At 70.1% G+C, this 23,872-nt stretch carries 19 protein-coding genes; 5 read left to right on the forward strand and 14 right to left on the reverse strand.

The window, feature by feature from the left end; translation table 11 throughout:
• Window positions 1-147: 147 nt before the first annotated feature.
• Window positions 148-933, forward strand: a complete 786-nt coding sequence (locus tag QSJ40_RS08115) for a DUF4191 domain-containing protein (protein ID WP_285730058.1) — start codon at window positions 148-150, stop codon at window positions 931-933.
• A gap of 68 nt (window positions 934-1,001) precedes the next feature.
• Here QSJ40_RS08115 and QSJ40_RS08120 read toward each other — a convergent pair whose 3' ends face one another.
• Window positions 1,002-1,442 (reverse strand): RDD family protein, encoded by a 441-nt coding sequence (locus tag QSJ40_RS08120; RefSeq protein ID WP_053447494.1) that lies wholly within the window; start codon window positions 1,440-1,442, stop codon window positions 1,002-1,004.
• A 227-nt stretch (window positions 1,443-1,669) separates the two neighbouring features.
• Between QSJ40_RS08120 and glnA the strand changes: the two genes are divergently transcribed.
• Window positions 1,670-3,094 carry a type I glutamate--ammonia ligase gene (gene glnA, locus QSJ40_RS08125; protein ID WP_285730061.1) on the forward strand — a complete coding sequence of 475 codons (1,425 nt, stop codon included), beginning with the start codon at window positions 1,670-1,672 and terminating at the stop codon, window positions 3,092-3,094.
• 157 nt (window positions 3,095-3,251) lie between these two features.
• On the opposite strand, the gene QSJ40_RS08130 is transcribed toward glnA, so the two are convergent.
• A complete protein-coding gene (locus tag QSJ40_RS08130) occupies window positions 3,252-6,563 on the reverse strand; it encodes a bifunctional [glutamine synthetase] adenylyltransferase/[glutamine synthetase]-adenylyl-L-tyrosine phosphorylase (RefSeq protein ID WP_285730063.1) in 3,312 nt (1,103 codons plus the stop codon).
• Window positions 6,564-6,583: 20 nt separating this feature from the next.
• Window positions 6,584-7,927, reverse strand: a complete 1,344-nt coding sequence (locus QSJ40_RS08135; RefSeq protein ID WP_053447497.1) for a glutamine synthetase family protein — start codon at window positions 7,925-7,927, stop codon at window positions 6,584-6,586.
• A gap of 143 nt (window positions 7,928-8,070) precedes the next feature.
• Here QSJ40_RS08135 and panB point away from each other — a divergent pair, with 143 nt between their 5' ends.
• The gene (panB, locus tag QSJ40_RS08140) at window positions 8,071-8,982 is read left to right on the forward strand and encodes a 3-methyl-2-oxobutanoate hydroxymethyltransferase (RefSeq protein WP_053447498.1); all 912 of its coding nucleotides are present in this window, start codon (window positions 8,071-8,073) and stop codon (window positions 8,980-8,982) included.
• A gap of 135 nt (window positions 8,983-9,117) precedes the next feature.
• On the opposite strand, the gene QSJ40_RS08145 is transcribed toward panB, so the two are convergent.
• On the reverse strand, window positions 9,118-9,330 hold the full coding sequence (locus tag QSJ40_RS08145; protein ID WP_285730070.1) for an SPOR domain-containing protein: 213 nt from the start codon (window positions 9,328-9,330) through the stop codon (window positions 9,118-9,120).
• 214 nt (window positions 9,331-9,544) lie between these two features.
• Here QSJ40_RS08145 and map point away from each other — a divergent pair, with 214 nt between their 5' ends.
• Both map and ppgK read left to right on the forward strand, forming a co-directional pair.
• Complete coding sequence (map, locus tag QSJ40_RS08150) at window positions 9,545-10,453, forward strand: type I methionyl aminopeptidase (protein ID WP_137802314.1); 909 nt, start codon at window positions 9,545-9,547, stop codon at window positions 10,451-10,453.
• Window positions 10,454-10,482: 29 nt separating this feature from the next.
• Window positions 10,483-11,391, forward strand: coding sequence for a polyphosphate--glucose phosphotransferase (gene ppgK / locus QSJ40_RS08155; protein ID WP_231861258.1), 909 nt, complete (start codon window positions 10,483-10,485; stop codon window positions 11,389-11,391).
• Window positions 11,392-11,593: 202 nt separating this feature from the next.
• Here the strand turns inward: ppgK and nrdR are convergent, their stop codons facing one another.
• From nrdR to ftsZ, 10 genes are all read right to left on the reverse strand, one after another.
• Window positions 11,594-12,202: a transcriptional regulator NrdR gene (gene nrdR, locus QSJ40_RS08160; RefSeq protein WP_053447501.1), complete on the reverse strand. Its 609-nt coding sequence runs from the start codon at window positions 12,200-12,202 to the stop codon at window positions 11,594-11,596.
• A gap of 2 nt (window positions 12,203-12,204) precedes the next feature.
• Window positions 12,205-13,653: a histidinol dehydrogenase gene (gene hisD, locus QSJ40_RS08165; protein ID WP_285730076.1), complete on the reverse strand. Its 1,449-nt coding sequence runs from the start codon at window positions 13,651-13,653 to the stop codon at window positions 12,205-12,207.
• A 62-nt stretch (window positions 13,654-13,715) separates the two neighbouring features.
• Entirely contained in the window at window positions 13,716-17,267 is a 3,552-nt protein-coding gene (dnaE, locus tag QSJ40_RS08170) for a DNA polymerase III subunit alpha (RefSeq protein ID WP_006214845.1), read from the reverse strand.
• 125 nt (window positions 17,268-17,392) lie between these two features.
• Window positions 17,393-18,343 carry an RluA family pseudouridine synthase gene (locus QSJ40_RS08175; RefSeq protein WP_259870221.1) on the reverse strand — a complete coding sequence of 317 codons (951 nt, stop codon included), beginning with the start codon at window positions 18,341-18,343 and terminating at the stop codon, window positions 17,393-17,395.
• Window positions 18,340-19,005, reverse strand: a complete 666-nt coding sequence (gene lspA, locus QSJ40_RS08180) for a signal peptidase II (RefSeq protein WP_251715353.1) — start codon at window positions 19,003-19,005, stop codon at window positions 18,340-18,342. Before lspA ends, QSJ40_RS08175 begins: the two co-directional genes overlap by 4 nt.
• A gap of 127 nt (window positions 19,006-19,132) precedes the next feature.
• Complete coding sequence (locus QSJ40_RS08185) at window positions 19,133-19,813, reverse strand: DivIVA domain-containing protein (RefSeq protein WP_259870225.1); 681 nt, start codon at window positions 19,811-19,813, stop codon at window positions 19,133-19,135.
• A 286-nt stretch (window positions 19,814-20,099) separates the two neighbouring features.
• Window positions 20,100-20,396: a YggT family protein gene (locus QSJ40_RS08190; protein ID WP_006214841.1), complete on the reverse strand. Its 297-nt coding sequence runs from the start codon at window positions 20,394-20,396 to the stop codon at window positions 20,100-20,102.
• A 5-nt stretch (window positions 20,397-20,401) separates the two neighbouring features.
• Complete coding sequence (locus QSJ40_RS08195; protein ID WP_259870231.1) at window positions 20,402-21,043, reverse strand: cell division protein SepF; 642 nt, start codon at window positions 21,041-21,043, stop codon at window positions 20,402-20,404.
• A 275-nt stretch (window positions 21,044-21,318) separates the two neighbouring features.
• Window positions 21,319-22,035, reverse strand: coding sequence for a purine nucleoside phosphorylase YfiH/LACC1 family protein (locus QSJ40_RS08200; protein WP_259870233.1), 717 nt, complete (start codon window positions 22,033-22,035; stop codon window positions 21,319-21,321).
• 358 nt (window positions 22,036-22,393) lie between these two features.
• On the reverse strand, window positions 22,394-23,650 hold the full coding sequence (ftsZ, locus tag QSJ40_RS08205; protein ID WP_285730089.1) for a cell division protein FtsZ: 1,257 nt from the start codon (window positions 23,648-23,650) through the stop codon (window positions 22,394-22,396).
• Between the last annotated feature and the right edge of the window lie 222 nt (window positions 23,651-23,872).

Raw genomic sequence — 23,872 nt, forward strand, 5'->3', positions numbered from 1 at the left:
GTCCGGCAAGGGCCCGCCGACGCATCGCGTCGGGCGGGCCCTTGCCGCCTCCCTCAGCCGCTAGACTGGCCCCGCTCCGCCGCCCCTCGCGCACCAGCGTCACGACCGGGCGGCCATCCGCAGCATCCCGACCACGAGGAACCATCCGTGTCTGATCGCACTCCCTCCCGCAGCAAGGGCGCCTCCGCTGCCGATCCCAAGGCCGCCAAGGCCAAGGCCAAGCAGGAGCAGCGCGAGGCCAAGGCCAAGCGGAAGGCCGAGCGCGGTCCCGGGCCTTTCGCCCAGATCAAGCAGGTCTTCCAGATCACCAAGGAGCAGGACCCGAACATCACCCTCAAGCTCATCGCCCTCGGGCTGGGCGTGCTGGTGGTCTTCCTGCTGCTGGGCCTGCTGCTCAACAACTGGATCACCTGGCTGCTGATCGGCATCCCGTTCGCCATCCTGGTGTGCTTCTGGTTCCTGTCCCGACGGGCGGAGAAGGCCGCCTTCGCCCGCATCGAGGATCAGCCGGGCGCCACGGGCGCGGCTCTGTCCACGTTGCGCCGCGGATGGATCGTCGAGGAGCAGCCGGTGCAGATCGATCCGCGCAATCGCGACCTGGTCTTCCGCGCCATCGGCCGCCCCGGTGTGGTGCTGGTGACCGAGGGCCCCACCGGCCGCGCCCGCAAGCTCGCCGAGAAGGAGCGCCGCCGCGTGGGACCGCGCGTGCGCAATGTCCCGATCCACATCATCGCCGCCGGCCCGCGTGAGGATCAGGTGCCGCTGAACCAGGTCTCCAAGCACATCCGCAAGCTGGAGAACAAGCTGACCAAGCAGGAGGTCTCGACGGTGCACCAGCGCCTGTCGACCCTGCGCTCCGACCAGCTGCCGATCCCCAAGGGCGTGGACCCCATGCGCGCCCGCCCCGATCACAAGGCGCTGCGCGGCCGCTGATCCCGCTCCGAACGCGCGAAGAGGCCCCGGATGTCACCGACGTCCGGGGCCTCTTCGCGTGGTCGTGCTCAGCGGATGCGCACCAGCACCGTGCCGATCAGGCGATCGTTGAGCCCGCGCTGGTCGCGGTCCATGATCAGCGCCGGGATCACCAGGGCGAGGAGCACGGTGCGCACGAACGCCCTGGCGAAGCCGATCGGGCGGCCATCGAGGGTCTGGACCTGCATTCCCAGGACCAGGTGGCCCACCGAGTGGCCCATGAACCCCACCGCCAGGATGGTGAGCACCAGCCAGATCCCGGTGATGCCGAGGTTGACCCACTCGTAGGGCAGCAGCGCCCAGGCCAACGCCACCGCGATGCCCCAGTCGATGCACAGGCCTCCCACGCGGCGGATCAGGCTGGGAATCGAGCCGGGCCCGTCCTGGGGTCGCCCCAGACCCTGTCCCGGGTAGCCCGTCTCTGCGTCGGCAGGGGCGCTGGGGCGGCGGACGTCGTCGTGCTCGGTCATCCGCTCAGCCTACCGGGGCAGCCGCGGCGGCTCCGGCGGATCCTGCGCGCTTCGGGCGTGCTCGGAGGCTCGGCCGATAGGATGAGATCCGAAACACCCGCGAAACACGAGGGTCACGGCTGGGCAACGGCGCCTCCGTAGGGTCGAAGACGATCCGCTAGGGGCTCGGCCCGTCGTGCGGAAGACCGCTGACAGGGCGGCCGCCCCACACCATGAAGGAGTACGCAGTGTTCAAGACAGCAGAAGAGGTCCTCGCCTTCATCAAGGAGGAGGACGTCGTCTTCGTCGACGTCCGGTTCACCGACATGCCGGGGGTCCAGCAGCACTTCAACCTCCCCGCCAAGGCCGTCGACGACGACTTCTTCGTGAACGGGCAGCTCTTCGACGGCTCCTCGATCCGCGGTTTCGCCGGCATCGCCGAGTCCGACATGCAGCTCATCCCGGACGTGGCCACGGCGTTCGTGGACCCGTACCGCATCGAGAAGACGCTCAACGTCACCTGCTCGATCGTCAACCCCCGCAGCGGCGAGCCCTACCACCGCGATCCCCGCGGCGTGGCCGAGCGCGCCGAGGCCTACATGCGCTCCACCGGCATCGCGGACACCGCGAACTTCGCCTCCGAGGCCGAGTTCTTCATCTTCGAGGACGTCCGCTACGACGTTCAGCCGCAGGGCTCCTTCTACGCCGTGGACTCCGACGAGGCCCCGTGGAACTCCGGTCGCCGGGAGGAGGGCGGCAACCTGGCCAACAAGACGTCCCTGAAGGGCGGCTACTTCCCGGTCTCCCCCACGGACAAGCAGGCGGATCTGCGCGACGCCATCTCCGTGACCCTGGACGAGGTCGGTCTGGAGGTCGAGCGCGCCCACCACGAGGTCGGCGCTTCCGGCCAGGCGGAGATCAACTACCGCTTCGACACCCTGACCCACGCGGCCGACGACCTGCAGAAGTTCAAGTACGTCGTGAAGAACACCGCAGCGGCCTGGGGCAAGACCGCCACCTTCATGCCCAAGCCGGTCTTCAACGACAACGGCTCCGGCATGCACTGCCACCAGTCGCTGTGGAAGAACGGCGAGCCGCTGTTCTACGACGAGAAGGGCTATGCCGGGCTCTCCGACCTGGCTCGCTGGTACATCGGCGGGCTGCTCGAGCACTCCTCGTCCGTGCTGGCCTTCACCAACCCCACGGTGAACTCCTACCGCCGCCTGGTGAAGGGCTTCGAGGCCCCGGTCAACATGGTCTACTCGCAGGGCAACCGCTCCGCCGGCATCCGCATCCCGATCACCGGCACCAACCCCAAGGCCAAGCGCCTGGAGTTCCGCGCCCCGGACCCCTCCTGCAACCCGTACCTGGCCTTCGCCGCGCAGCTGATGGCCGGCCTGGACGGCATCCGCAACCGCATCGAGCCGGCGGATCCGATCGACAAGGACCTCTACGAGCTGCCGCCCGAGGAGGCCAAGGACATCAAGAAGGCTCCGGGCTCGCTCGAGGAGGCGCTGCAGGCGCTGGAGGAGGACCACGAGTTCCTGCTGCAGGGCGATGTCTTCACCGAGGACACTCTGTCCTCCTGGATCGAGTACAAGCGCGAGATGGAGCTCAAGCCGCTCTCGCTCGTCCCGCACCCGCTCGAGTTCAAGCTCTACTACGGAGTCTGATCCCTCAGCAGCACCACGGCAGGGGCCGCGATCGTCGAGGCGATCGCGGCCCCTGTTGCTTTCTGCGAACAAGCCGGCGCATCAGCTGCTGCTGAGGACCCCGCGGGCCCGACGGCCGACGGAGCTAGGCCCTCGCCGACGATCGGGTGCGGTCTGCTCAGAGGCCGTAGAACAGCCGCTCGAAGACAGCGCGGGCCTGGCGCGTGGTGCGAAGGTAGTCATCCTCGAGCAGCTCGGAGCTGCCCGGCGGATAGCCGCACCACCGCGCGACGGCCTCCATGTCCTGGCCCGCCGAGGGCAGCACGTCCGAGGCCCGGCCGGTGCGCAGCACGTTGCCGTTGCGGATGGCCGTGCACAGCTTCCAGGCCTTGGCCAGGGCGTGGGCGTCCTCCGAGTCCATCAGCTCGGCCTGCACCGCGGCCTCGAGCCCGTCCAGGGTGGAGGTGGTGCGCAGGCCGGGATGCTGGTGGGCGTGCTGCAGCTGCAGGGTCTGCACGAGCCATTCGACGTCCGAGAGACCCCCGCGACCCAGCTTCACATGCCGGGACGGGTCGGCACCGCGCGGCAGGCGCTCGTTCTCCACCCGAGCCTTCATGCGTCGGATCTCATTGAGCTGGCGCTCGGTGAGCTCCGCCGGGTAGCGGTAGGGATCGATCAGCTCGGTGAACCGCTCAGCGAGCAGATCCGACCCCGCCATGGGCCGGGCTCGGGTGAGCGCCTGGAACTCCCAGGTGTCCGCCCAGCGGCTGTAGTACTCGGCGTAGGACTCCAGCGACCGGACCATGGGACCGGAGCGCCCCTCGGGACGCAGATCGTTGTCGATCTCCAGCACGCGCTCGGCCACGATCGGCGGGTCGCAGGGCCGCTTGAGCAGCTGGACCATCCGCTCGATCACCCGCGCCGCCTGCGCCCCCGGTTGCTGCGGCGGGGCATCCTGGGCGGCGGCTTCGGAGTCCGGGGCGTCATCGGAGGCCGCAGCCTCGTCGGAGGCGCCCGACAATGCATCGTCGTATTCCGCGGTGTCGTCGGTGCTCGCGTCCTCCGCGTCCTCCGCAGCATCGGCCGCCTCGGGGGCCGCGGCATCGTCCGGTCGGGAGATCAGCCCGTGCTCATGGCGGTCAGGATGCTCGTGGCCGTCTTCGCAGGGGACGTAGACGTAGAGGACATCAGCGTCGGAGCCGTAGCCGATCTCGCGACCGCCCTGGCGCCCCATGGCGACCACGAGGACGTCGGCCGCCCAGGGCACTCCCTGCTCGCGGTGCAGCTCCCGCTCGGCGGAATACAGGGCGCCGAGCACCGCAGCGCGGTCGATGTCCGACAGCGCCGCGACGACCTGCTGGACATCGATCAGCCCGGCGGTGTCGGCCAGCGCCACGCGCAGCGACTCCCTGCGCCGCATCAAGCGGATCATGCGCACTGCGGACTCGGCATCCGGGTGACGGCCCATCTGCGCGTGCGTCTCCGCCCACAATGTGGCGAAGGTCCGGGGCTTGAGCTCGGCGTCCGTGCCCAGCCACGCGGTGGCCTCCGGCAGCGTCTCCAGCATGTCCGAGATGTAGCGCGAGGAGGAGAGCACGTGGCACAGGCGCTGCGCCCCGGTGTTGGAATCGCGCAGCATCCGCAGGTACCAAGGCGAGGTGCCCAGCTCCTCCGACACGCGCCGGAAGCCGAGCAGCCCGGCATCCGGATCCACGCCTTCGGCGAACCACTCGAGCAGCACCGGAAGCAGCGTGCGCAGGATGCTGGCCCGGCGGCTGACGCCCCGAGTGAGCGCCTCGAGGTGACGATGGGCAGCCTTGGGGTCGCGGTAGCCCAGCGCCTTGAGGCGGTCTCGGACCTGGTCCTGGTTCAGCTCGACGCCCTCGAAGGAGGTGTTGGTGATCGCGGCCAGCAGCGGGCGGTAGAAGATCCGCTCGTGCATGCCGCGCACGGCCCTGCGCGTCTTGTGCCAGCGCTCCATCAGGTCGTCGCCGCCGGTGCGGGCACCCGTCCTGGGCGGGTGCATGGCGGCGGCGATTACGGCCAGCTCCGCGGTGGAGGTCGGCATCAGGTGGGTGCGACGCATGCGGAAGAGCTGGATGCGATGCTCGAGCAGGCGCAGCCACCGGTACTGGGCGCCGAACTCCTCGGCATCCTCACGGCCGATGTACCCGGCGTTGGCCAGGGCCGCCAGGGAGTCCGTGGTGGCACGGGTGCGCACGGACTCGTCGCCGCGGCCGTGCACCAGCTGCAGCAGCTGGACGGTGAACTCGACGTCGCGCAGGCCGCCGGGGCCGAGCTTGACCTGGCGGTCCCGCTCCTCGGAGGGGATGTTGTCCATGACGCGCCGGCGCATGGCCTGCACCGAGGACACGAAGCCCTCGCGCTGGCTCGACTCCCACACCATGGGCGAGATCGCCTCGGAGTAGCGGCGGCCGAGCTCCTGGTCCCCCGCCATGGGCCGGGCCTTGAGCAGCGCCTGGAACTCCCAGGACTTGGCCCACTTGCGGTAGTAGCGCACGTGGGAGTCCAGTGTGCGCGACAGCGGCCCGTCCTTGCCCTCGGGGCGCAGGTTGGCGTCGAGTTCCCACAGCGGGGCCTCCGGGCCGTTGGACATCACAGCTCGGGCGGTCCCGCTGGCCAGGGCCGTGGCCAGCACGGCTGCGCGGTCGTCGTCGATCGGCTCGTGGCCGTCCTCGCCGCCGAACGGGTCGACGATGTCGTGGACGTAGACGACGTCCACGTCCGAGATGTAGTTCAGCTCCCGGGCCCCGCACTTGCCCATCCCGATGACGCTGAGCCGGATGCGCTCGAGCTCCTCCGGGTCCGCCTGGGTGGACCCGCTGCCGGCGTGGATCTCAGCTCGGGAGACGGCCAGCGCGGCCTCGATGGCCGCTGCGGCCAGATCCGCGAGCTGCCGCCCGACGGCCGGCAGGTGCTCGACGGGATCGGCGGCGCCCAGATCGCCCAGGGCGATGCGGATGAGCTGGCGGCGGTACTCGACGCGCAGGGCTGCCGCGCCGTCATCGCCTATGGACTGCGCGACGGGCGTGTCCGCCTCCGGGTCGGCGCCCACGCTGCGCAGGAGGCTCGAGCGCAGCTCGTCGGCGGAGATCTCCTCCGGCTCGGGGTCGAAGGGACCATCGAGCAGGTCCAGGTGCTGCGGGTGCGACTCGAGGAAGCCGCCGAGGGCCTCGGAGCAGCCCAGCAGGCGGATCAGCGTCTGCGCCTGCTGCGGGTCCTTCAGACGGGCAGCGGCCCGGGGCTCGGCCTCGATCAGTCGCACCAGGCAGCGCACGGCGGCGTCCGGGGAGCCGGTCTGCTCGAGCTGCCCGAGCAGGGGCTCGAGCTCCACGCCCTTCAGCTCGCCGAAGCCGAGCCAGCGCCGGGCCGTGCGCACGTCGTCGAACCCGGTCTTGACCAGGCGCCGGTCCGCGAGCTTCTCGAGCGCCTCCGGAAGGGCGGTGGGAGCGTCCTGTTCCTGGCTCATGTGCGAGCGCCTTCCGTTCTTCAGAGCAGGCCGAGATTGGTCTCGAGCTCGTAGCGGGTGACCACCGTGCGGTAGGAGTCCCATTCCGCGCGCTTGTTGCGCATGATGTGCCCGAAGACCTGCTCGCCGAGCAGATCGGCCATGAACTCGGACTCCTCGGCCAGTCGGATCGCCTCGTGCAGGGAGCCCGGCATGGGCTCGTGCCCGGCCACGCGGCGCTCGGCGCTGGACATGGCGCTCAGATCGTCCGACTCGACCTCAGGCAGCTCCAGCTCGTCCTCGATCCCGCGCAGGCCGGCGGCCAGCACGCCGGCGTAGGCCAGGTACGGGTTGGCCGCCGAGTCCAGGCCGCGGTACTCGATGCGCGCGGACTGCACCTTGTCCGGCTTGTACAGCGGCACCCGCACGAGTGCGGAGCGGTTGTTGTGGCCCCAGGAGACGTAGGAGGGAGCCTCATCCCCGCTCCACAGCCGCTTGTACGAGTTCACGAACTGATTGGTCAGGATCGCCATCTCCGGGGCGTAGCGCAGCACGCCGGCGATGAAGTGCCCGGCCACGCGCGAGAGCTGGAACTCGGCACCCGCCTCGAAGAACGCGTTGGTGTCGCCCTCGAACAGGGAGAAGTGCGTGTGCATGCCCGAACCGGGGTGATTGCCGAACGGCTTGGGCATGAAGGTCGCGTACGACTCGTGCTTGAGCGCCGACTCCTTGACGATCGTGCGGAACGTCATGATGTTGTCCGCGGTCTGCAGCGGATCGGCGTAGCGCAGGTCGATCTCGTTCTGGCCCGGGCCGGCCTCATGGTGGGAGAACTCGACGGAGATGCCGACCTCCTCGAGCATGAGCACGACGTCCCTGCGGAAGTTCTGCACCACGCCGCCCGGGGTGTGATCGAAGTAGCCCTCGCTGTCCACCGGCGTGGGCTCACCCGTGGCAGGATCCAGGCGCGAGGACTCCAGGAGGTAGAACTCGATCTCCGGGGAGGTGTAGCAGGTGACGCCCTGCTCGGTGGCCTTGGCCAGCACGCGCTTGAGCACACCGCGGGGATCCGCCATGGACGGCTCGCCGTCCGGGGTGAGGATGTCGCAGAACATGCGGGCCGTGGGCTGATCCTCACCGCGCCACGGCAGGATCTGGAAGGTCGAGGGATCCGGCTGAAGGAGCATGTCCGACTCCGTGACCCGCGAGAAGCCTTCGATCGAGGAGCCGTCGAAGCCCAGTCCCTCCTCGAAGGCCGACTCGACCTCCGCCGGGGCGAGCGCCACGGACTTGAGCGTGCCCGTCACGTCCGTGAACCACATGCGCACGAAGCGGACGTCGCGGTCCTCGATGGTGCGCAGCACGAACTCCTGCTGACGGTCCATGGGGTCTCCTTAGGCTCGAGAGCTCGCCCGCGAAGGCGAGGGGCCGTCGCCGATGACGACCCGGTGCGGTGCCGGATCACAGCATATCGGCCGGCTCGGACGGCGATGGGGGCGCGCCGTGTCCTGCGCGTACCCTGAGTCGCATGACTGATGCAGCTTCCTCGGATCACGCCGCAGATCGCCCGGACACCGCGCCCTACCCCAACAGCGCTTCCGTTCCCGCGGGCGCCGCCGAGCGCAGCGCACCGGGGCTGCGCAGCGTGGGCCGGGTGCGCACCCGGCACCTGCAGGAGGCCAAGGAGACCGGCGAGCGCTTCACGATGCTCACGGCCTACGACGCCATGCTCGCCGAGATCTTCGACTCCGCGGGCATCGACACCCTCCTGGTCGGCGACTCGGCCGGGAGCACGGTCTTCGGGGAGTCCTCGACCCTGCCGGTGACACACGAGCAGATGATCATGCTCTCGGCTGCGGTCTCCCGCTCCGCCCGTCGTGCCCTGGTGATCGCCGACCTGCCCTTCGGCTCCTACGAGGAGTCCCCGCAGCAGGCCGTGCGCTCGGCGGTGCGGCTGCTCAAGGAGGGAGGGGTCCACGCGGTGAAGATCGAGGCGGACGTCGCGCTGGCCGAGCACGTCCGCGCCGTGGTGCGCGCGGGGATCCCCGTGATGGGCCATGTGGGCTTCACCCCGCAGTCCGAGCACGCCCTGGGCGGCTACCGCGTCCAGGGCCGCGGCGAGGCGGCCCGACGGGTCCTCGACGACGCTCTGGCCCTCCAGGAGGCCGGGGCGTTCTCCGTGCTGCTCGAGATGGTCCCGGCGCAGACCGCGCAGGAGGTCGACGCCGCTCTGGACGTGCCGACCGTGGGCATCGGCGCAGGGGCTGCGACCACCGGGCAGGTGCTCGTGTGGCAGGACCTGCTGGGTCTCAACGGCGGACGCGTCCCGCGGTTCGTGCGTCAGTACGCCGCTCTGCGCTCCACGATCACCGACGCCGTGACCCGCTATGCCGACGACGTCCGCGACGGTTCCTTCCCCGGCCCCGAGCACACCTTCTGAAGCTGCCCCTGAGCAGGTCCGAGCCGGCCAGGCACGTGGCCTGAGAGCTCAGCTGCGAGGCACGGGACGACGAGGGCCCCGACGGCAGCGCTGCCGTCGGGGCCCGTCCACGTCCTCGGAGCAGACGAAGCCCGCTCAGTCGTCGCGGAACTCGCGCTCCTTCTCGTCCCAGGCCCTGGACTTGGCCGCCGCGGTCTCCAGCGCCTTGCGCGCCTCGGCCTCCGAGGCGTACGGGCCCAGCAGCTGGCTGTAGTCCGACTGCTGGCCCTGCTCGATCTGACCGCTGCTGAGGTTGTACCAGTACTCCATGAGGCGACCCGCCTTCCCGGTGTCGTCGTGCGGCCGCATGGCTCCAGGGCCCTGCGGCCGGCTCGCTGCGCGAGCACTTCCGCTGCCAGTATCCCCCACCGTGATCCGCACGGCCTGCTCCGTCCGCGGCACGCCGCCCCGTTGCCCGGTCGACCGGTCCCGCAGCGGCGTCGGCCCGGAGAACTAGGCTGGGAGGAAGACCACCCGACGCAGCGCCGTCGAGAACCCCTGACCAGAAGGAGCGCCGATCCCCGTGTCCAGCCCGTCCCACAACCTCCCCGCCGAGCCCGGCGCCGCCCCGCTCGGACGCCTGCGCCCCGGAGCCATCGGGAAGTCGCGCCAGGTGCCCGGCGGCATCGTCCGGCCCGAGTACGTGGGCAAGAAGGATCCCGACGAGGGCAAGTGCTCGAACATCTACACCCCGGAGGAGATCGAGCTGGTGCGGGCCGCCGGCACGATCGCCGCCGACGCCCTGCAGGAGGCCGGGAAGGCCTGCGTGCCGGGCACGACCACCGATGAGCTGGACCGCATCGCCCACGAGTACATGTGCGATCACGGGGCGTATCCGTCCTGCCTGGGCTACCGCGGCTTCCGCAAGTCGATCTGCACCTCGCTCAACGAGGTCATCTGCCACGGCATCCCGGATTCCACCGTGCTCGAGGACGGCGACATCATCAACCTCGACGTCACGGCCTACAAGGACGGGATGCACGGCGACACGAACGCCATGTTCCTGGTGGGCGAGGTCGACGAGCAGTCCCGCCTGCTCGTGGAGCGGACACGGGAGTCGCTGAACCGCGCCATGAAGGCAGTGCGTCCGGGCCGCGAGATCAACGTCATCGGACGGGTCATCGAGAAGTACGCCCAGCGCTTCGGATACGGCGTGGTCCGCGACTTCACGGGCCACGGAGTGGGCCACGAATTCCACACCGGGCTGATCATCCCGCATTACGATGCCGCGCCCTCCTATGCCACGGAGATCGTTCCGGGCATGATCTTCACCATCGAGCCCATGCTCACTCTCGGATCCATCCAGTGGGAGCAGTGGGACGACGACTGGACGATCACCACCGCCGACAGGCGGCGCACCGCCCAGTTCGAGCACACCATGGTGGTCACCGAGGACGGCGTGGATGTCCTGACGCTGCCCACGGCCGCCTGAGCCTGCACCGCCCATCGAAGGGAGCCGACATGGCCGCCAAGAAGACCCCCGCCAAGCCCGCGGAGAAGATCACCGCCGAGGACGTCGTCAAGGACTCGGGAGTCCGCGACGATGACACCACTCCCCCGGCCCCGTCCGCGGGCTCGGCCTCGAGCGCGCGTCGCTTCATCGGGATCGATGTCGGCGGCACCGGCATCAAGGGCGGGATCGTCGACCTGGAGGTCGGCGATCTGATCGGGGAGCGCTACCGCATCCCCACGCCGCAGCCGGCCACGCCGGAAGCCGTCGGCAAGGTCATCGGCGAGATCGTCGCCGTGCTGCAGGACCGCGAGGGTGCCCCGGAGCCGGGATCGCCCATCGGCGTGATCGTCCCGTCGATCGTCAAGAACGGCGTGACCAAGCTGGCGGCCAACATCGACGAGTCGTGGGTCGGGGCGAACATCGCCGAGACCTTCTCCGAGACGCTGGGCCGTCCGATCGCCGCCCTCAACGACGCCGACGGCGCCGGCCTGGCCGAGGCCCGCTACGGCGCCGGCAGGGGCGTCGACGGACTGGTCATCATGCTCACCCTGGGCACGGGCATCGGTGCCGCCCTGATCATGGACGGGCATCTGGTGCCCAACGCCGAGCTCGGGCACCTGGAGCTCGACGGCCACGACGCCGAGACCCGGGCCTCGGCCGTGGCGCGCGAGCGGCAGGAGCTGTCCTTCAAGAAGTGGGCCACGCACCGCCTGCAGCCCTATTTCGAGCACGTGCAGATGCTGTTCTCCCCCGACCTGTTCGTGGTCGGCGGCGGCGTGTCCAAGAAGTCGGACAAGTTCCTGCCGCTGCTCGAGCTCGAGACCCCCGTGGAGGTGGCTCAGCTGCGCAACAACGCGGGCATCGTGGGCGCCGCCCTGTGGGCCGAGGAGGATCAGCGCCGCCACGCCGCGGGCTGAGTCCGGCTCCCTCCCGACAGCGCTCGGGCCCCGGCAGCATCCGGGCATTGCAAAGGCCCGTCAGGGTTCGCGGCTTCCCCTCCGCAACCCCTGACGGGCCTTATGCATTGACTATACAGGCCGTCTCCGGTCCCCTGCAAGGCGGTGATCGCCGAGGGCGGAACCCGCGGCGCAGCCCCAGGTCAGGCCCGGGATGCTCCCGTCACAGCAGCCGCTCCTGCTCGGGGCTCTGCTCGGTCTCCGGAGGCTGAGCGGCCCGCCTGCGCTCGGCCGACGTGCGCCGCTCGGCGGAGGCGCGCCGCTTGGAGCGCCGCGGCGCGGCCACCCCGTCATCCACGAGCGCCTGCTGGCCGTTGGACTGGGCGGCGCGCTCGGAGCGCAGCACCTCGATCGCGTTCTCGAAGTCGTCCAGGTCGCTGAAAGCCTGGTACACGGAGGCGAAGCGCAGATAGGCCACCACATCCAGGCGGCGCAGCGGCTTGAGGATGGCCAGCCCGACCTCGTCGGCCTCGATCTCGGCGATCCCGGCCCCGCGAACCGACTCCTCGACCTCCTGAGCCAGCTTGGCCAGGTCGTCCTCGTTCACCGGCCGGCCCTGGCATGCCTTGCGCACGCCGGAGACGATCTTCTGGCGCTCGAACGGCTCGGTGACCCCCGAGCGCTTGATCACCGAGATGGTGGTGGTCTCCATGGTGGAGAATCTCCGCTTGCACGCGGCGCACTGGCGGCGGCGCCGGATCGCGGCGCCGTCGTCGGTGGTGCGCGAGTCCACGACCTTGGAGTCGGGGTGGCGGCAGAACGGGCAGTGCATGCTCAGCCCTCCGTGTCGGCGGCGGGCTCGGCGGAATCCTGCGCGCGCACCGTGACGGCCACGCCGTGGTTGGGCAGGTCCTCTGCCTCGGCCAGCGCCGAGATCGCCGGCTCCAGGTGCAGCAGGGCGTTCCGGTCGTACTCGATGATCTGCACGGCCTTCATGAAGCTCGTGGTGCACAGTCCCTGGGCGTGCACGGCAGAGCCACCCGTGGGCAGCACGTGGTTGGAACCGGCCGCGTAGTCCCCCAGCGGCACCGGGCTGTACGGGCCCACGAAGATCGCCCCGGCATTGCGCACCCTGGCCGCCACGGCGCGCGGATCCTCGGTGTGGATCTCGAGGTGCTCGGCGGCGTAGGCATCGGCCACGGCGATCGAGGCCTCGAGGCTGTCGGTGAGCACCACGCCGGACTGCTCGCCCTCCAGCGCCGTGCGGATGCGCTCGGCGTGGCGCGCCGTGCCGGCCAGCTCCACGATGGCCTCTGCGACCTGCTGCGCGATCCGCGGGCTGTGGGTGATCAGCACCGACCCGGCCAGCGGGTCGTGCTCTGCCTGGGAGATCAGATCGGCGGCCACGTAGCGCGGCTGAGCGGTCTCATCGGCGATCACGGCGATCTCGGTGGTGCCGGCCTCGGCATCGACGCCCACGACCGAGCGCAGCTGGCGCTTGGCGGTCGCCACGAACAGGTTGCCCGGCCCGGTGATCGTGTGCACGGGCTCCAGGACGTCACGGCGGTCCTCGCCCTCGTCGACCACGCCGTGGGCCATGGCGGCCAGGGCCTGGGCCCCGCCGATCGCCCAGACCTCGTCCACGCCGAGCAGCCCGGCGGCGGCCAGGATCGTGGGATGCGGCAGGCCGCCGAACTCGGCCTGCGGCGGCGTGCACAGCACGACCGACTCGACGCCGGCGGCCTGCGCGGGCACGACGTTCATCACGACCGACGAGGGGTAGACGGCCAGACCGCCCGGGACGTAGAGGCCCACGCGCTGCACCGGGGTCCATCGGTGGACCAGTCGTGCTCCGGGAGCGACCTCGATCTCGGCATCGGCCGGGCGCTGAGCGGCGGCGAAGGCGCGGCAGCGCTCGATGGCCGATTCGAGACCCGCGCGCACGGCCGGATCGAGCTCGCGCACGGCCTGCTGGATCTGCTCGGGATCCACCTTGAGGCGTTCCTGGGCGACCCCGTCGAAGCGCTGGGCGTAGTCCCGCAGGGCCTGCGCGCCGCGCTCGCGCACGTCCGCGATGATCGCCCGGACGGTGTCGTCGGCGTCCTGACGGGCGACGTCGGTCTGCCGAGGCACGACGGCGCGCAGCTGCGCCCAGGCCAGGTCCTGGCCGCGCAGATCGATCGTGCGCAGGACGGGACCGGCCCCGTTCCCGGCGCGGTCCTGGGACGAGGCCGCAGCAGCGGGGTCGGCGGAGGGCACGGGGTTCTCAGGATTCGCGTTCACGGCGTCCATTCTAGGCCCCGGCGATGATGGCCCCGGGAGCACCGGCCCCCTCTGCGACGGGCTCAGCCCTCCAGGCAGGCGGGGCCCAGCAGGACCTTCAGATCGCCGAAGAACGCCGGTCCGGCCTCGACCCGGTACTGCGGCGGCAGCTGCCAGACCTGCGTGGCCCGCTGGGTGCCGACCCGAAGCCGGACCTCGGAATCGCCGCGGTGGCTGCGCAGCACCGAGGCGAGCTCCCCGACGGTCTGCTCGTTGAGCCGGCGCTCCGGCACCGTGATCGTGACCGGACCGGCGTGGCCCTCCGGGTGGATCTCCGGCAGGGTCAGCTCCATGGCGGACATGGACACGGAGCCGTCGTCGCGCTTCTGCACGCGGCCCTTGATCGAGCAGATCAGGTCCTCGGCCAGCACTCCCGCGATGGGGGCGTAGACCTTGCCGAAGAACATGATCTCGACGGAACCGGACCGGTCCTCGAGCTCGATCCGGGCATAGGCGTTGCCCGAGGACTTGGCGATCCGGCGCTGGACCGAGGTGATCATGCCGGCGACCGTGACGATCGCCCCGTCCGGCTTGCCGCCGTCCTCGGAGAGCACCTGCTGCACCGAGGTGTCCGAGTGCTCGGCCAGCGCCTGGTCCAGCCCGCGCAGGGGGTGATCCGAGACGTAGAGCCCGAGCATCTCGCGCTCGAAGGAGAGCATGTCCTTGCGCTCCCACTCCGGCAGGTCAGGGACCTCGACCTGCAGCCCCTCGCCCTCCGACTCGGCGGTGTCCCCGCCCATGGCGAAGATGTCGAAGGTGAACTCGCCCTTGGCCTCGTTCTTCTTCTGGGACACGACGTCGTCGATGGCCTGCTCGTGGACGTCCACGAGCGCCCGGCGGGTGTGCCCGAGCTGATCGAAGGCCCCCGACTTCACGAGCGACTCGATCGTTCGCTTATTGCACACCACGAGCTCGACCTTGGAGAGGAAGTCGTTGAAGGACGTGAAGGCCCCCTCCGACGTGCGAGCGCGCACGATCGCCTCCACCACGTTGGCGCCCACGTTGCGCACCGCGGCCATGCCGAAGCGGATGTCCTCCCCCACGGGCGTGAAGTTCACGACGGACTCGTTGACGTCCGGTGGCAGCACGGTGATGCCCATGCGGCGGCACTCGTTGAGGTAGAGCGCGAGCTTGTCCTTGTCATCGCCCACCGACGTCAGCAGCGCGGCCATGTACTCGGCCGGGTAGTGCGCCTTGAGGTAGGCCGTCCAGTAGGAGACCAGTCCGTAGGCGGCGGTGTGCGCCTTGTTGAACGCGTAGTCGGAGAACGACTCGAGGACGTGCCACAGGGTGTCGGCGGCCTCCCGGGAGTACCCGTTCTTCTCCATGCCGCCGAAGAAGAAGTCCTTCTGCTTGTCCAGCTCGGACTTCTTCTTCTTGCCCATGGCCCGGCGCAGCAGATCCGCCTGGCCCAGGGTGTAGTCGGCGACCTTCTGCGCCACGGCCATGACCTGCTCCTGATACACGATCAGGCCGTAGGTCAGGTCCAGGATCTCGGCCAGCGGCTCCTCGAGCTCCGGGTGGATCGGGGTGATCTCCTGCTGGCCCGTCTTGCGCAGGGCGTAGTTGATGTGCGAGTTCACGCCCATGGGGCCGGGGCGGTAGAGCGCCAGCACAGCGGAGATGTCCTCGTACTGGTCCGGGCGCATCATCTTCAGCAGCTGGCGCATGGGGCCGCCGTCGAGCTGGAAGACGCCCAGCGTGTCGCCGCGGGCCAAGAGGTCGTAGGAGGCCTTGTCGTCGAGAGCCAGCCCCTCGAGGTCCAGGACGAAGCCGTCGCGGTTGTGGGTGATGTTCTCCAGGGCGTCGGAGATGATCGTGAGGTTGCGCAGCCCCAGGAAGTCCATCTTGATCAGCCCGAGCCCCTCGCACGTGGGGTAGTCGAACTGGGTGATGATCTGCCCGTCCTGCTCGCGGCGCATGAGCGGGATGATGTCGATCAGCGGGTCCGAGGACATGATCACGCCGGCGGCGTGCACGCCCCACTGGCGCTTGAGCCCCTCGAGGCCCTGGGCCGTCTCGAAGACCTTCTGCGACTCGGGGTCCTCCTGCAGGACCTCTCGCAGCTCGGCGGCCTCCTCGTAGCGCTTGGCATCCTCGTTGTAGACATCCGCCAGGGAGATGCCCTTGCCCATGATGTCCGGCGGCATGGCCTTGGTGAGCTTCTCGCCCATGGAGAACGGGTAGCCCAGCACGCGCGAGGAGTCCTTCAGCGCCTGCTTGGCCTTGATGGTGCCGTAGGTGACGATCATGGCCACGCGCTCGTCGCCGTACTTCTCGGTGACGTAGCGGATGACCTCCGGGCGGCGACGATCATCGAAGTCGATGTCGAAGTCCGGCATGGAGACGCGCTCGGGGTTCAGGAAGCGCTCGAAGATCAGCCCGTGCTCCAGGGGGTTCAGCTCCGTGATGCGCATGGCGTAAGCGACCATGGAGCCTGCGCCGGAGCCGCGCCCCGGACCCACGCGGATCCCCTGGGCCTTGGCCCAGGTGATGAAGTCGGCCACCACCAGGAAGTACCCGGGGAAGCCCATCTGCAGGATGATCCCCTTCTCGTACTCGGCCTGATCGCGCACCTCCGAGGGGACGCCGTCCGGGAAGCGGAACTCCAGGCCGCGGTCGACCTCCTTGGCGAACCAGGACTCCTCCGACTCGCCCTCCGGGACCGGGAAGACGGGCATGAACTTGCCGACGGTCTCGTCGAACTCGACGTGGCAGCGCTCGGCGATCTCCAGCGTGTTGTCGCAGGCCTCCGGGTAGTCCCGGAACAGATCCCGCATCTCCGCGGCCGACTTGAGGTAGAACTCGTCGGCATCGAACTTGAAGCGCTTGGGATCGGCCAGCGTGGAGCCGGACTGCACGCACAGCAGGGCGGCGTGCGCCTTGGCGTCCTCGGCATTCGTGTAGTGGAGGTCGTTCGTGGCGACCAGGGGCAGCTGGAGGTCCTTGGCCAGCTTCATGAGGTCCTGGTGGACGTCCTTCTCGATCCCCAGGCCGTGATCCATGATCTCGCAATAGAAGTTCTCGGGGCCGAAGATGTCCCGGAACTCGGCGGCGGCGTCGATCGCCTCCTTGTACTGACCCAGCCGCAGACGGGTCTGGATCTCCCCGGACGGGCAGCCGGTCGTGGCGATCAGGCCCTTGCCGTAGCGGTTGAGCAGATCCCGGTCCATGCGGGGCTTGTAGAGCTGGCCCTCCAGGGAGGCGTAGCTCGAGGCCCGGAACAGGTTCTGCATGCCCTCGGTGGTCTCGGCCAGCAGGGTCATGTGGGTGTAGGAGCCGGCGCCGGAGACGTCGTTGCGGCCGCCGTCGGCGAACTTCACGCGCGTGCGATCGGCGCGTGCCGTGCCCGGGGTCAGGTACGCCTCCACGCCGATGATCGGCTTGATCCCGGCCTTGTTGGCCCGCGACCAGAAGTCGTAGGCGCCGAAGACGAAGCCGTGGTCGGTCGTGGCCAGCGAGTCCATCCCCTGGGCGTGGCAGGCCTCGAACAGATCGTCGAGTCGAGCGGCGCCGTCGAGCATGGAGTACTCGGTGTGCACGTGCAGATGCGTGAATCCCTTGCCCTGAGTCATCGCGAGGATCCTATCCGCAGCCTCCGACGCGACAGGGGCCGACACCGGTGCCGCTGATCACGCACCCCTCGTGCGGCGCCGCCCCGGACGACGACGGCCCCGCCGAGGCAGGAGGCCAGCAGGCCTCAGCGCGGTCCGCCGTCGCGCAGGGTCTCCAGCGCCCAGCTCAGATCCGCGGGAGGCTCGGACGTGAACGTGACCCGCTCCCCCGTCCCCGGGTGCTCGAAGCCCAGACGGCGCGCGTGCAGCCACTGGCGGGTCAGGCCCAGGCCCGCCGACAGGGCGGGATCGGCGCCGTAGGTGAGGTCCCCGGCGCAGGGGTGCTTCAGGGCGCTGAAGTGCACGCGGATCTGGTGCGTGCGCCCCGTCTCCAGGTGGACCTCCAGCAGCGTGGCGCGCCCGAAGGACTCCAGCGTCTCGTAGTGGGTCACGGAATCGCGCCCGCCCTCGATCACCGCGAAGCGCCACTCGTAGTCGGGGTGCCGGGCGATCGGCGCCTCGATCGTGCCCCTCATGGGATCGGGCATGCCCTGCACGACCGTGTGGTAGATCTTCTCGACCGTGCGCTCCTTGAACGCCCGCTTCAGCGCCGCGTACGCCCGCTCGGAGCGGGCTACGACCATGAGACCTGAGGTCCCCACGTCCAGGCGATGGACGATGCCCTGGCGCTCTGCCGCCCCGGAGGTGCTCACGGTGATCCCGGCGCCGGCCAGGGCGCTGAGCACAGTGGGGCCGGACCATCCCGGCGACGGATGCGCGGCGACGCCTGCGGGCTTGTCGATCACCACGATGTCGTCGTCCGCGTGGATCACGGAGAAGCCGTCGACGGTCTCCGGCACGATCACCGACAGGTCGATCTCCTCGGGCATGAGGACGTGCACCGCAGCTCCCTGAGCGAGCTTGCGGGACTTGGCGATCGGCGCGCCGTCGACCTCGACCTCCTGGGCCTCGAAGAGCCTGCCGGTCGCGGTGCGCGACAGCCCGCTGAGCTGGGCCACGATCGCATCCGCCCGGGCACCGGCCAGCTCCTCGGGGACCTGGAGGACGCGCTGCTCGCGCTGGGGGGCCGCGCTCATCGGCTCGTCTCCCGTCCGGGAGCATCGGTCCTCGACGTCTCCTGACCGACGGCGCCGTCCTGGGTCGCACCGGTGCGGGGATCCGCGGCTGGACTCGTCTCCCCGTCGGAGGCGGTGCGGTCGCGGCCGGAGCTAGTGCCGTCGGGCTCACGGCCGAAGAGGATCAGCGCGGCGACAAGGATGACGCCCACGACCACGCCGGAGTCGGCGACGTTGAACACCGCGAAGCCCTGGACGTGGATGAAGTCGACCACGTGCCCGTTGGGGAACCCGGGCCAGCGCAGCAGCCGATCCGTGAGGTTGCCGGCGGCGCCCCCGAGCACCAGGCCGAGGCTCAGCGCCCAGACCAGCGAGCGGACTCGCGGCAGATAGATCAGGATGCCGATCGAGACGATCGCCATGATCGCCGTGAACACCCAGGTGAAGCCCTCGCCCATGGAGAAGGCGGCACCCGGGTTGAGGATGTAGTGCCACTGCAGCAGCCCGTCGATCACGGGGATCTGCTGGCCCAGCGTCATGGTCCGCTCCACGAGCGCCTTGGTCCCCTGATCCAGCCCGTAGACCGCAGCGGCGCACAGCAGCGCCAGGATCAGCGCAGCCCCCCGGCCCCGCGTTCGTGCGGCGGTGCTGCGTGGGCGCTGCCCAGAGGCGGGTGAGGACATGGGTTGTGCACCGGGCTCTCTCGCGGGAGGCGGATCGGGGACGGTCCGGGGTCAGCCGGACGGGTACGACGACGAGCAGACGCCGCGCACCATCCCCGTGCGGGGAGGTGCGCGGCGTCTGCTCGGATCAGCGCAGGTCGGAGGAGGACTCGGGGGCCAGCGACGGGGCGGTCCTGATCTCCTCGAGCTGCCCGCCGATGAACTCGGCCAGACGCTCGCGGTAGGACGACTCGAAGCCGCGCAGGTCCGAGACCTTGACCTCGAGATCGCGGCGCTCCTCCTCCAGGGAGGAGAGGACCTGGGACTTGGTGGTCTCGGCCTCCGAGACGAGCTCGTCGGCGCGGGTGCGGCCCTCGTCGATCAGACGATCGCGCTCGGCGCGACCCTCGCTGACGTACTGGTCGTGCAGCTTCTGGGCCATGGCGAGCACGCCGGCCGCGCTCTCGGCCGGGGCGACGTAGGGATCCTCAGCGGGCTGGGCAGCAGCCGGGGCCTCCTTGGCCGGGGCCGCAGCGTCGCCGGGGGCCTCGGGCTGCTCGGCGACCGGAGCGCTGACGGGCTCGACGGTCTCCTGCTCCTGCGCGGAGTCCTGAGCCGAGACGGCGCTCGAGGTCTCAGCCTCCGATGCGGCCGTCGGGGCGTCCGCACCATCCAGGCGCTCGCGCAGCTCGGCGTTCTCCTGATTCAGCCGACGAAGCTCGACGACGATCTCGTCCAGGAAGTCATCGACCTCGTCCTGGTCGTAGCCCTCGCGGAACTTGGTCGGCTGGAAACGCTTGTTGATGACGTCTTCCGGGGTCAGAGCCATGGAATGTGCCTCTCCTCATAGCAATGGGGTCGAGTTCCGCCGCACGAGCCGGGGAACCCGCTTTCGGACAACGAGATCCGCGGGTCCGGTACCTGCTAGCCCTGCAGGAGATGCCTCAGCGCGACGTGCCCCGACACTGGGGGCCTTCGACGGATCAGACTACATGCTCGGCAGGGCCCGGAGACTGGTAGACCCGTCCACGGTTGTGATTGTGGCCCAACTGTCAGCTGAGCCCGAGCTGCGGCCTATCTGAGCGCACTCGAGCGGCGACGCGAACCGGATGATCTCAGGCCGACACCAGCAGGGAGATGCAGACGCTCTCGAGGATGACCAGCCCGAAGATGAGGATCATCGACGACAGATCCAGGGCGATCCCGCCGAGGCGCAGCGGCGGGATCAGCCGCCGCAGCGGGTTCAGGATCGGATCCGTCACGGCGTAGATGCTCGAGGCCAGCACCAGGGAAGCCCCCTGGGGGCGCCATCCGCGCGCGAAGGACTGGATCATGTCCACGGCGAACCTGCCGAGCACGACCAGGATCAGGACATGCACCAGCAGGTAGAGGATCGCGAAGACGACCGTCATGGCGCTCAGGCCTCTGCGGCGTCGAGGTCCTCGTCCGGGCCGACCGAGGAGTCGACGACCTCGACGTAGGACGGGGTGAGCAGGAACACCGTGGCGGTCACGCGCTCGATCGAGCCGTGGAGGGCGTAGACCAGCCCGGCGGCGAAGTCCACGAGGCGCTTGGCCTCGGCCTCGGCCAGATCGCTCAGGTCCATGATGACGGGAGTGCCGTCGCGGAAGGACTCGCCCACCGACTTCGCGTCGTTGTAGGAGCGCGGGTGGACGGTGGTGATGGTGCGCATGTCGTCTGCATCCTCTCGGGATGTCGAGGGGGCACGCTTGATCGGCGTGACGGGGGCTCGGTACTCGGAGTCACGGCGATGCTCGCGCGCGGGCCGGGTGCGCGACTGCTCGGCACCGCGGAGCTGCGACGCGGACTCGCCGTCGCGGGGACCGCGATCGGCGGGCTCGCTGCGACCATCGGATCCGCGGTCCTCGGACGCGCGGCGGGGACCGTCGTCCAGGGAGGGGCGGTCCTCGCGCGGCTGCGCCGGGGCGGAACGGCGCTCGGGCCGCTGCGGGGCGGGCGATCGGTCGTAGTCCTCGTCGTGGCCCTCGGGCTCGGCCAGGCCCAGACGGATCATGGCTCGGCGCATCGACTGGCTCACGCGCGACCCTCCTCGCTCTGATCTGCACCGCGGTGCAGATGATGGTCTTCGACTCCGACCGTCCCGGCGGTCCGCATCGGCAGGGCGCGGTTCGCGTCCTGCGGGGGGCTCGGCCCGATGCCGCCGGACCCGGAAGGATCAGCGGCGGGGAGGTCGACCGCCAGGCTACCCGACTCCCCTGCAGCGCCACGTCAGACGTGCCGGTCGGATGCCCGGAGTGCGACCCAGGACACGGCCAGCGCCGCCCAGTGCGGCGAGGCTGCGTTCAGCCTGGCTCAGGACACGGGGACGACGATGCCGGCGATCCGGCCGCTGGAGGGATCGCGGCGATGGGAGGACAGTCCCTCGTTCTCGAGCGTGCAGCGCGGGCTGTCCTCGGCCACGACCTCGACCTGCACTCCGAGCTGCTCCAGCTGGCGCGCGGCAGCGCCGGGCAGGTCGAGCCCCGGGGTGCCCCAGCGGGTCGTGGTGCGGATGCCGGGAAGGCTCTGCTCCGACTCCTCGGCCATCTGCTCGGGCACCTCATAGCACTGCGCGCACACGCACGGGCCGATCTGCGCGCTGATGCGCTGGGCCCCGCGCGCGCGCAGAGCCTCGACGACCGCCGGAAGGACACCGTCGAGCAGCCCGCGCCGACCCGCATGGGCGACGGCGGTCAACGGCGCGGTGCCGGCGCGCCCGGGCTCGCCGACCAGCACCACGGGCACGCAGTCGGCGACCATGACGGCGAGCGGGCGTCCTGCGGTGGAGACCGCGGCGTCGCCGGTGCAGACCTCGCCCGGGGCCGCCGCATCGGCATCGACCACGTGGGTGCCGTGCACCTGATCCAGATAGAGCACGGAGGCGGGATCCACGCCGAGATCGATGGCCGCGCGGTCACGACGAGCGCGCACCGCCTGGGGGTCGTCGGGGACATGAAGGCCCAGATTGCCGAGGTCCCTGTCGGTGAACACGGTGCGGACGCCGAGGCGCTGAGACGAATGCCAGTACATGGGCCCGACCCTAATCGCACGCACCTGACGACACGGTGGACACCGAGTGGCCGCTTCGTCACAGCAGCGAGAGCTCGACCCCGCTGCGCCCATGCCCCTCGACGGCAGAGGGAACACCAGAACGCCACTTGACGGGCGGCGGCATCTCCCGCGGAGGTCCGGCGGCTGTTTCGCGGAGCCCAAGTGCCACAAGTGGCCGACCCCCCCAGGTGGGCTCTCGGGGACCTCAGCGGGCCGCGGCGACTCTGCTGACCGTGCGACGGCTCGGGCCGGGACAAGACGAGGGCGGCGCCCCGACCGACCGGTCGGGGCGCCGCCCTCCTGCTCACGACATCGCGGGATCCGCGATGTCAGGACCTCACTTGAGGAAGTCCGGGAAGTCCAGCGAGTCCTTGCGGCCCGAGGACTTGGGTGCACCGGTCTCCGGCGGGAGGTCGACGTCGAAGCCGGCGTCGTCCGGGACGTCGTCGTTCGACGGGGCAGAGGACGCCGGGCTGGAGCCCCACGAGCCCGACTGCGAGCCGCCGAAGCCCGAGCTCTGGCCGCCGCGCTGAGCGGAGGAGCTGGAGGCGGTGGACGGAGCGCCGGCACCTGCACCGAAGGCGGCGCGGGTCGAGGCGGCCTGCTGCGCGGCCGGCGAGTTCGCGTTGGCGTTGGTCTCCTGCGACAGGGAGTCGAACCCAGCCGCGATCACGGTGACGCGGGCGCTGTCGCCCAGGGCGTCGTCGATGACCGCGCCGAAGATGATGTTGGCCTCCGGGTGGGCGACCTCCTGGACCAGGCGAGCGGCCTCGTTGATCTCGAACAGGCCGAGGTCCGAGCCGCCCTGGATGGACAGCAATACGCCGTGGGCGCCGTCGATCGAGGCCTCGAGCAGCGGCGAGGCGATCGCCAGCTCCGCGGCCTTGACCGCACGGTCCTCGCCCTGCGCCGAGCCGATGCCCATGAGCGCGGAGCCCGCGCCCTGCATGACGGACTTGACGTCCGCGAAGTCGAGGTTGATCAGACCCGGGGTGGTGATCAGGTCGGTGATGCCCTGCACGCCCGACAGCAACACCTGGTCCGCGGACTTGAACGCATCCAGCATGGACACGTTGCGGTCCGAGATGGACAGCAGGCGGTCGTTCGGGATGACGATGAGGGTGTCGACCTCGTCGCGCATGGTCTCGATGCCGTTCTCGGCCTGGTTCGAGCGGCGACGGCCCTCGAAGGTGAACGGACGGGTCACGACGCCGATGGTCAGCGCGCCCAGCGAGCGGGCGATGCGCGCGACGACCGGAGCGCCGCCGGTGCCCGTGCCGCCGCCCTCGCCGGCGGTCACGAAGACCATGTCGGCCCCCTTCAGGACCTCCTCGATCTCCTCGTGGTGGTCCTCGGCGGCCTGACGGCCGACATCCGGGTTGGCGCCGGCGCCGAGGCCGCGGGTCAGCTCACGGCCGACATCGAGCTTGACGTCGGCATCCGACATCAGCAGCGCCTGGGCATCCGTGTTGATCGCGATGAACTCCACACCGCGGAGTCCCTCCTCGATCATGCGGTTGACGGCGTTGACGCCGCCGCCGCCGATGCCGACGACCTTGATGACGGCCAGATAGTTCTGGGGCGTGGTGTCCATGATCACCCTGTCTTGATTCGGGGCCGCCGACCTGTATCGACGGTGGGGTCCGCGCTGACCCCTCAGTCTCAACCTTCGATCCAAGGTCGAGATATATGCCTGAGGGCTCATGCTCTGATTTCCTAGTCAGCCTAACAACCGAGGAGGCGTCGCCACGAGTTCGCGGCGCGTGTTGTGCGCATTGAGTCCCCGATTCGGGGACACCCCTTCAACACTCACCTG

It is taken from the genome of Kocuria sp. NBRC 114282 (assembly GCF_030268385.1).
GTDB lineage: Bacteria > Actinomycetota > Actinomycetes > Actinomycetales > Micrococcaceae > Kocuria > Kocuria palustris.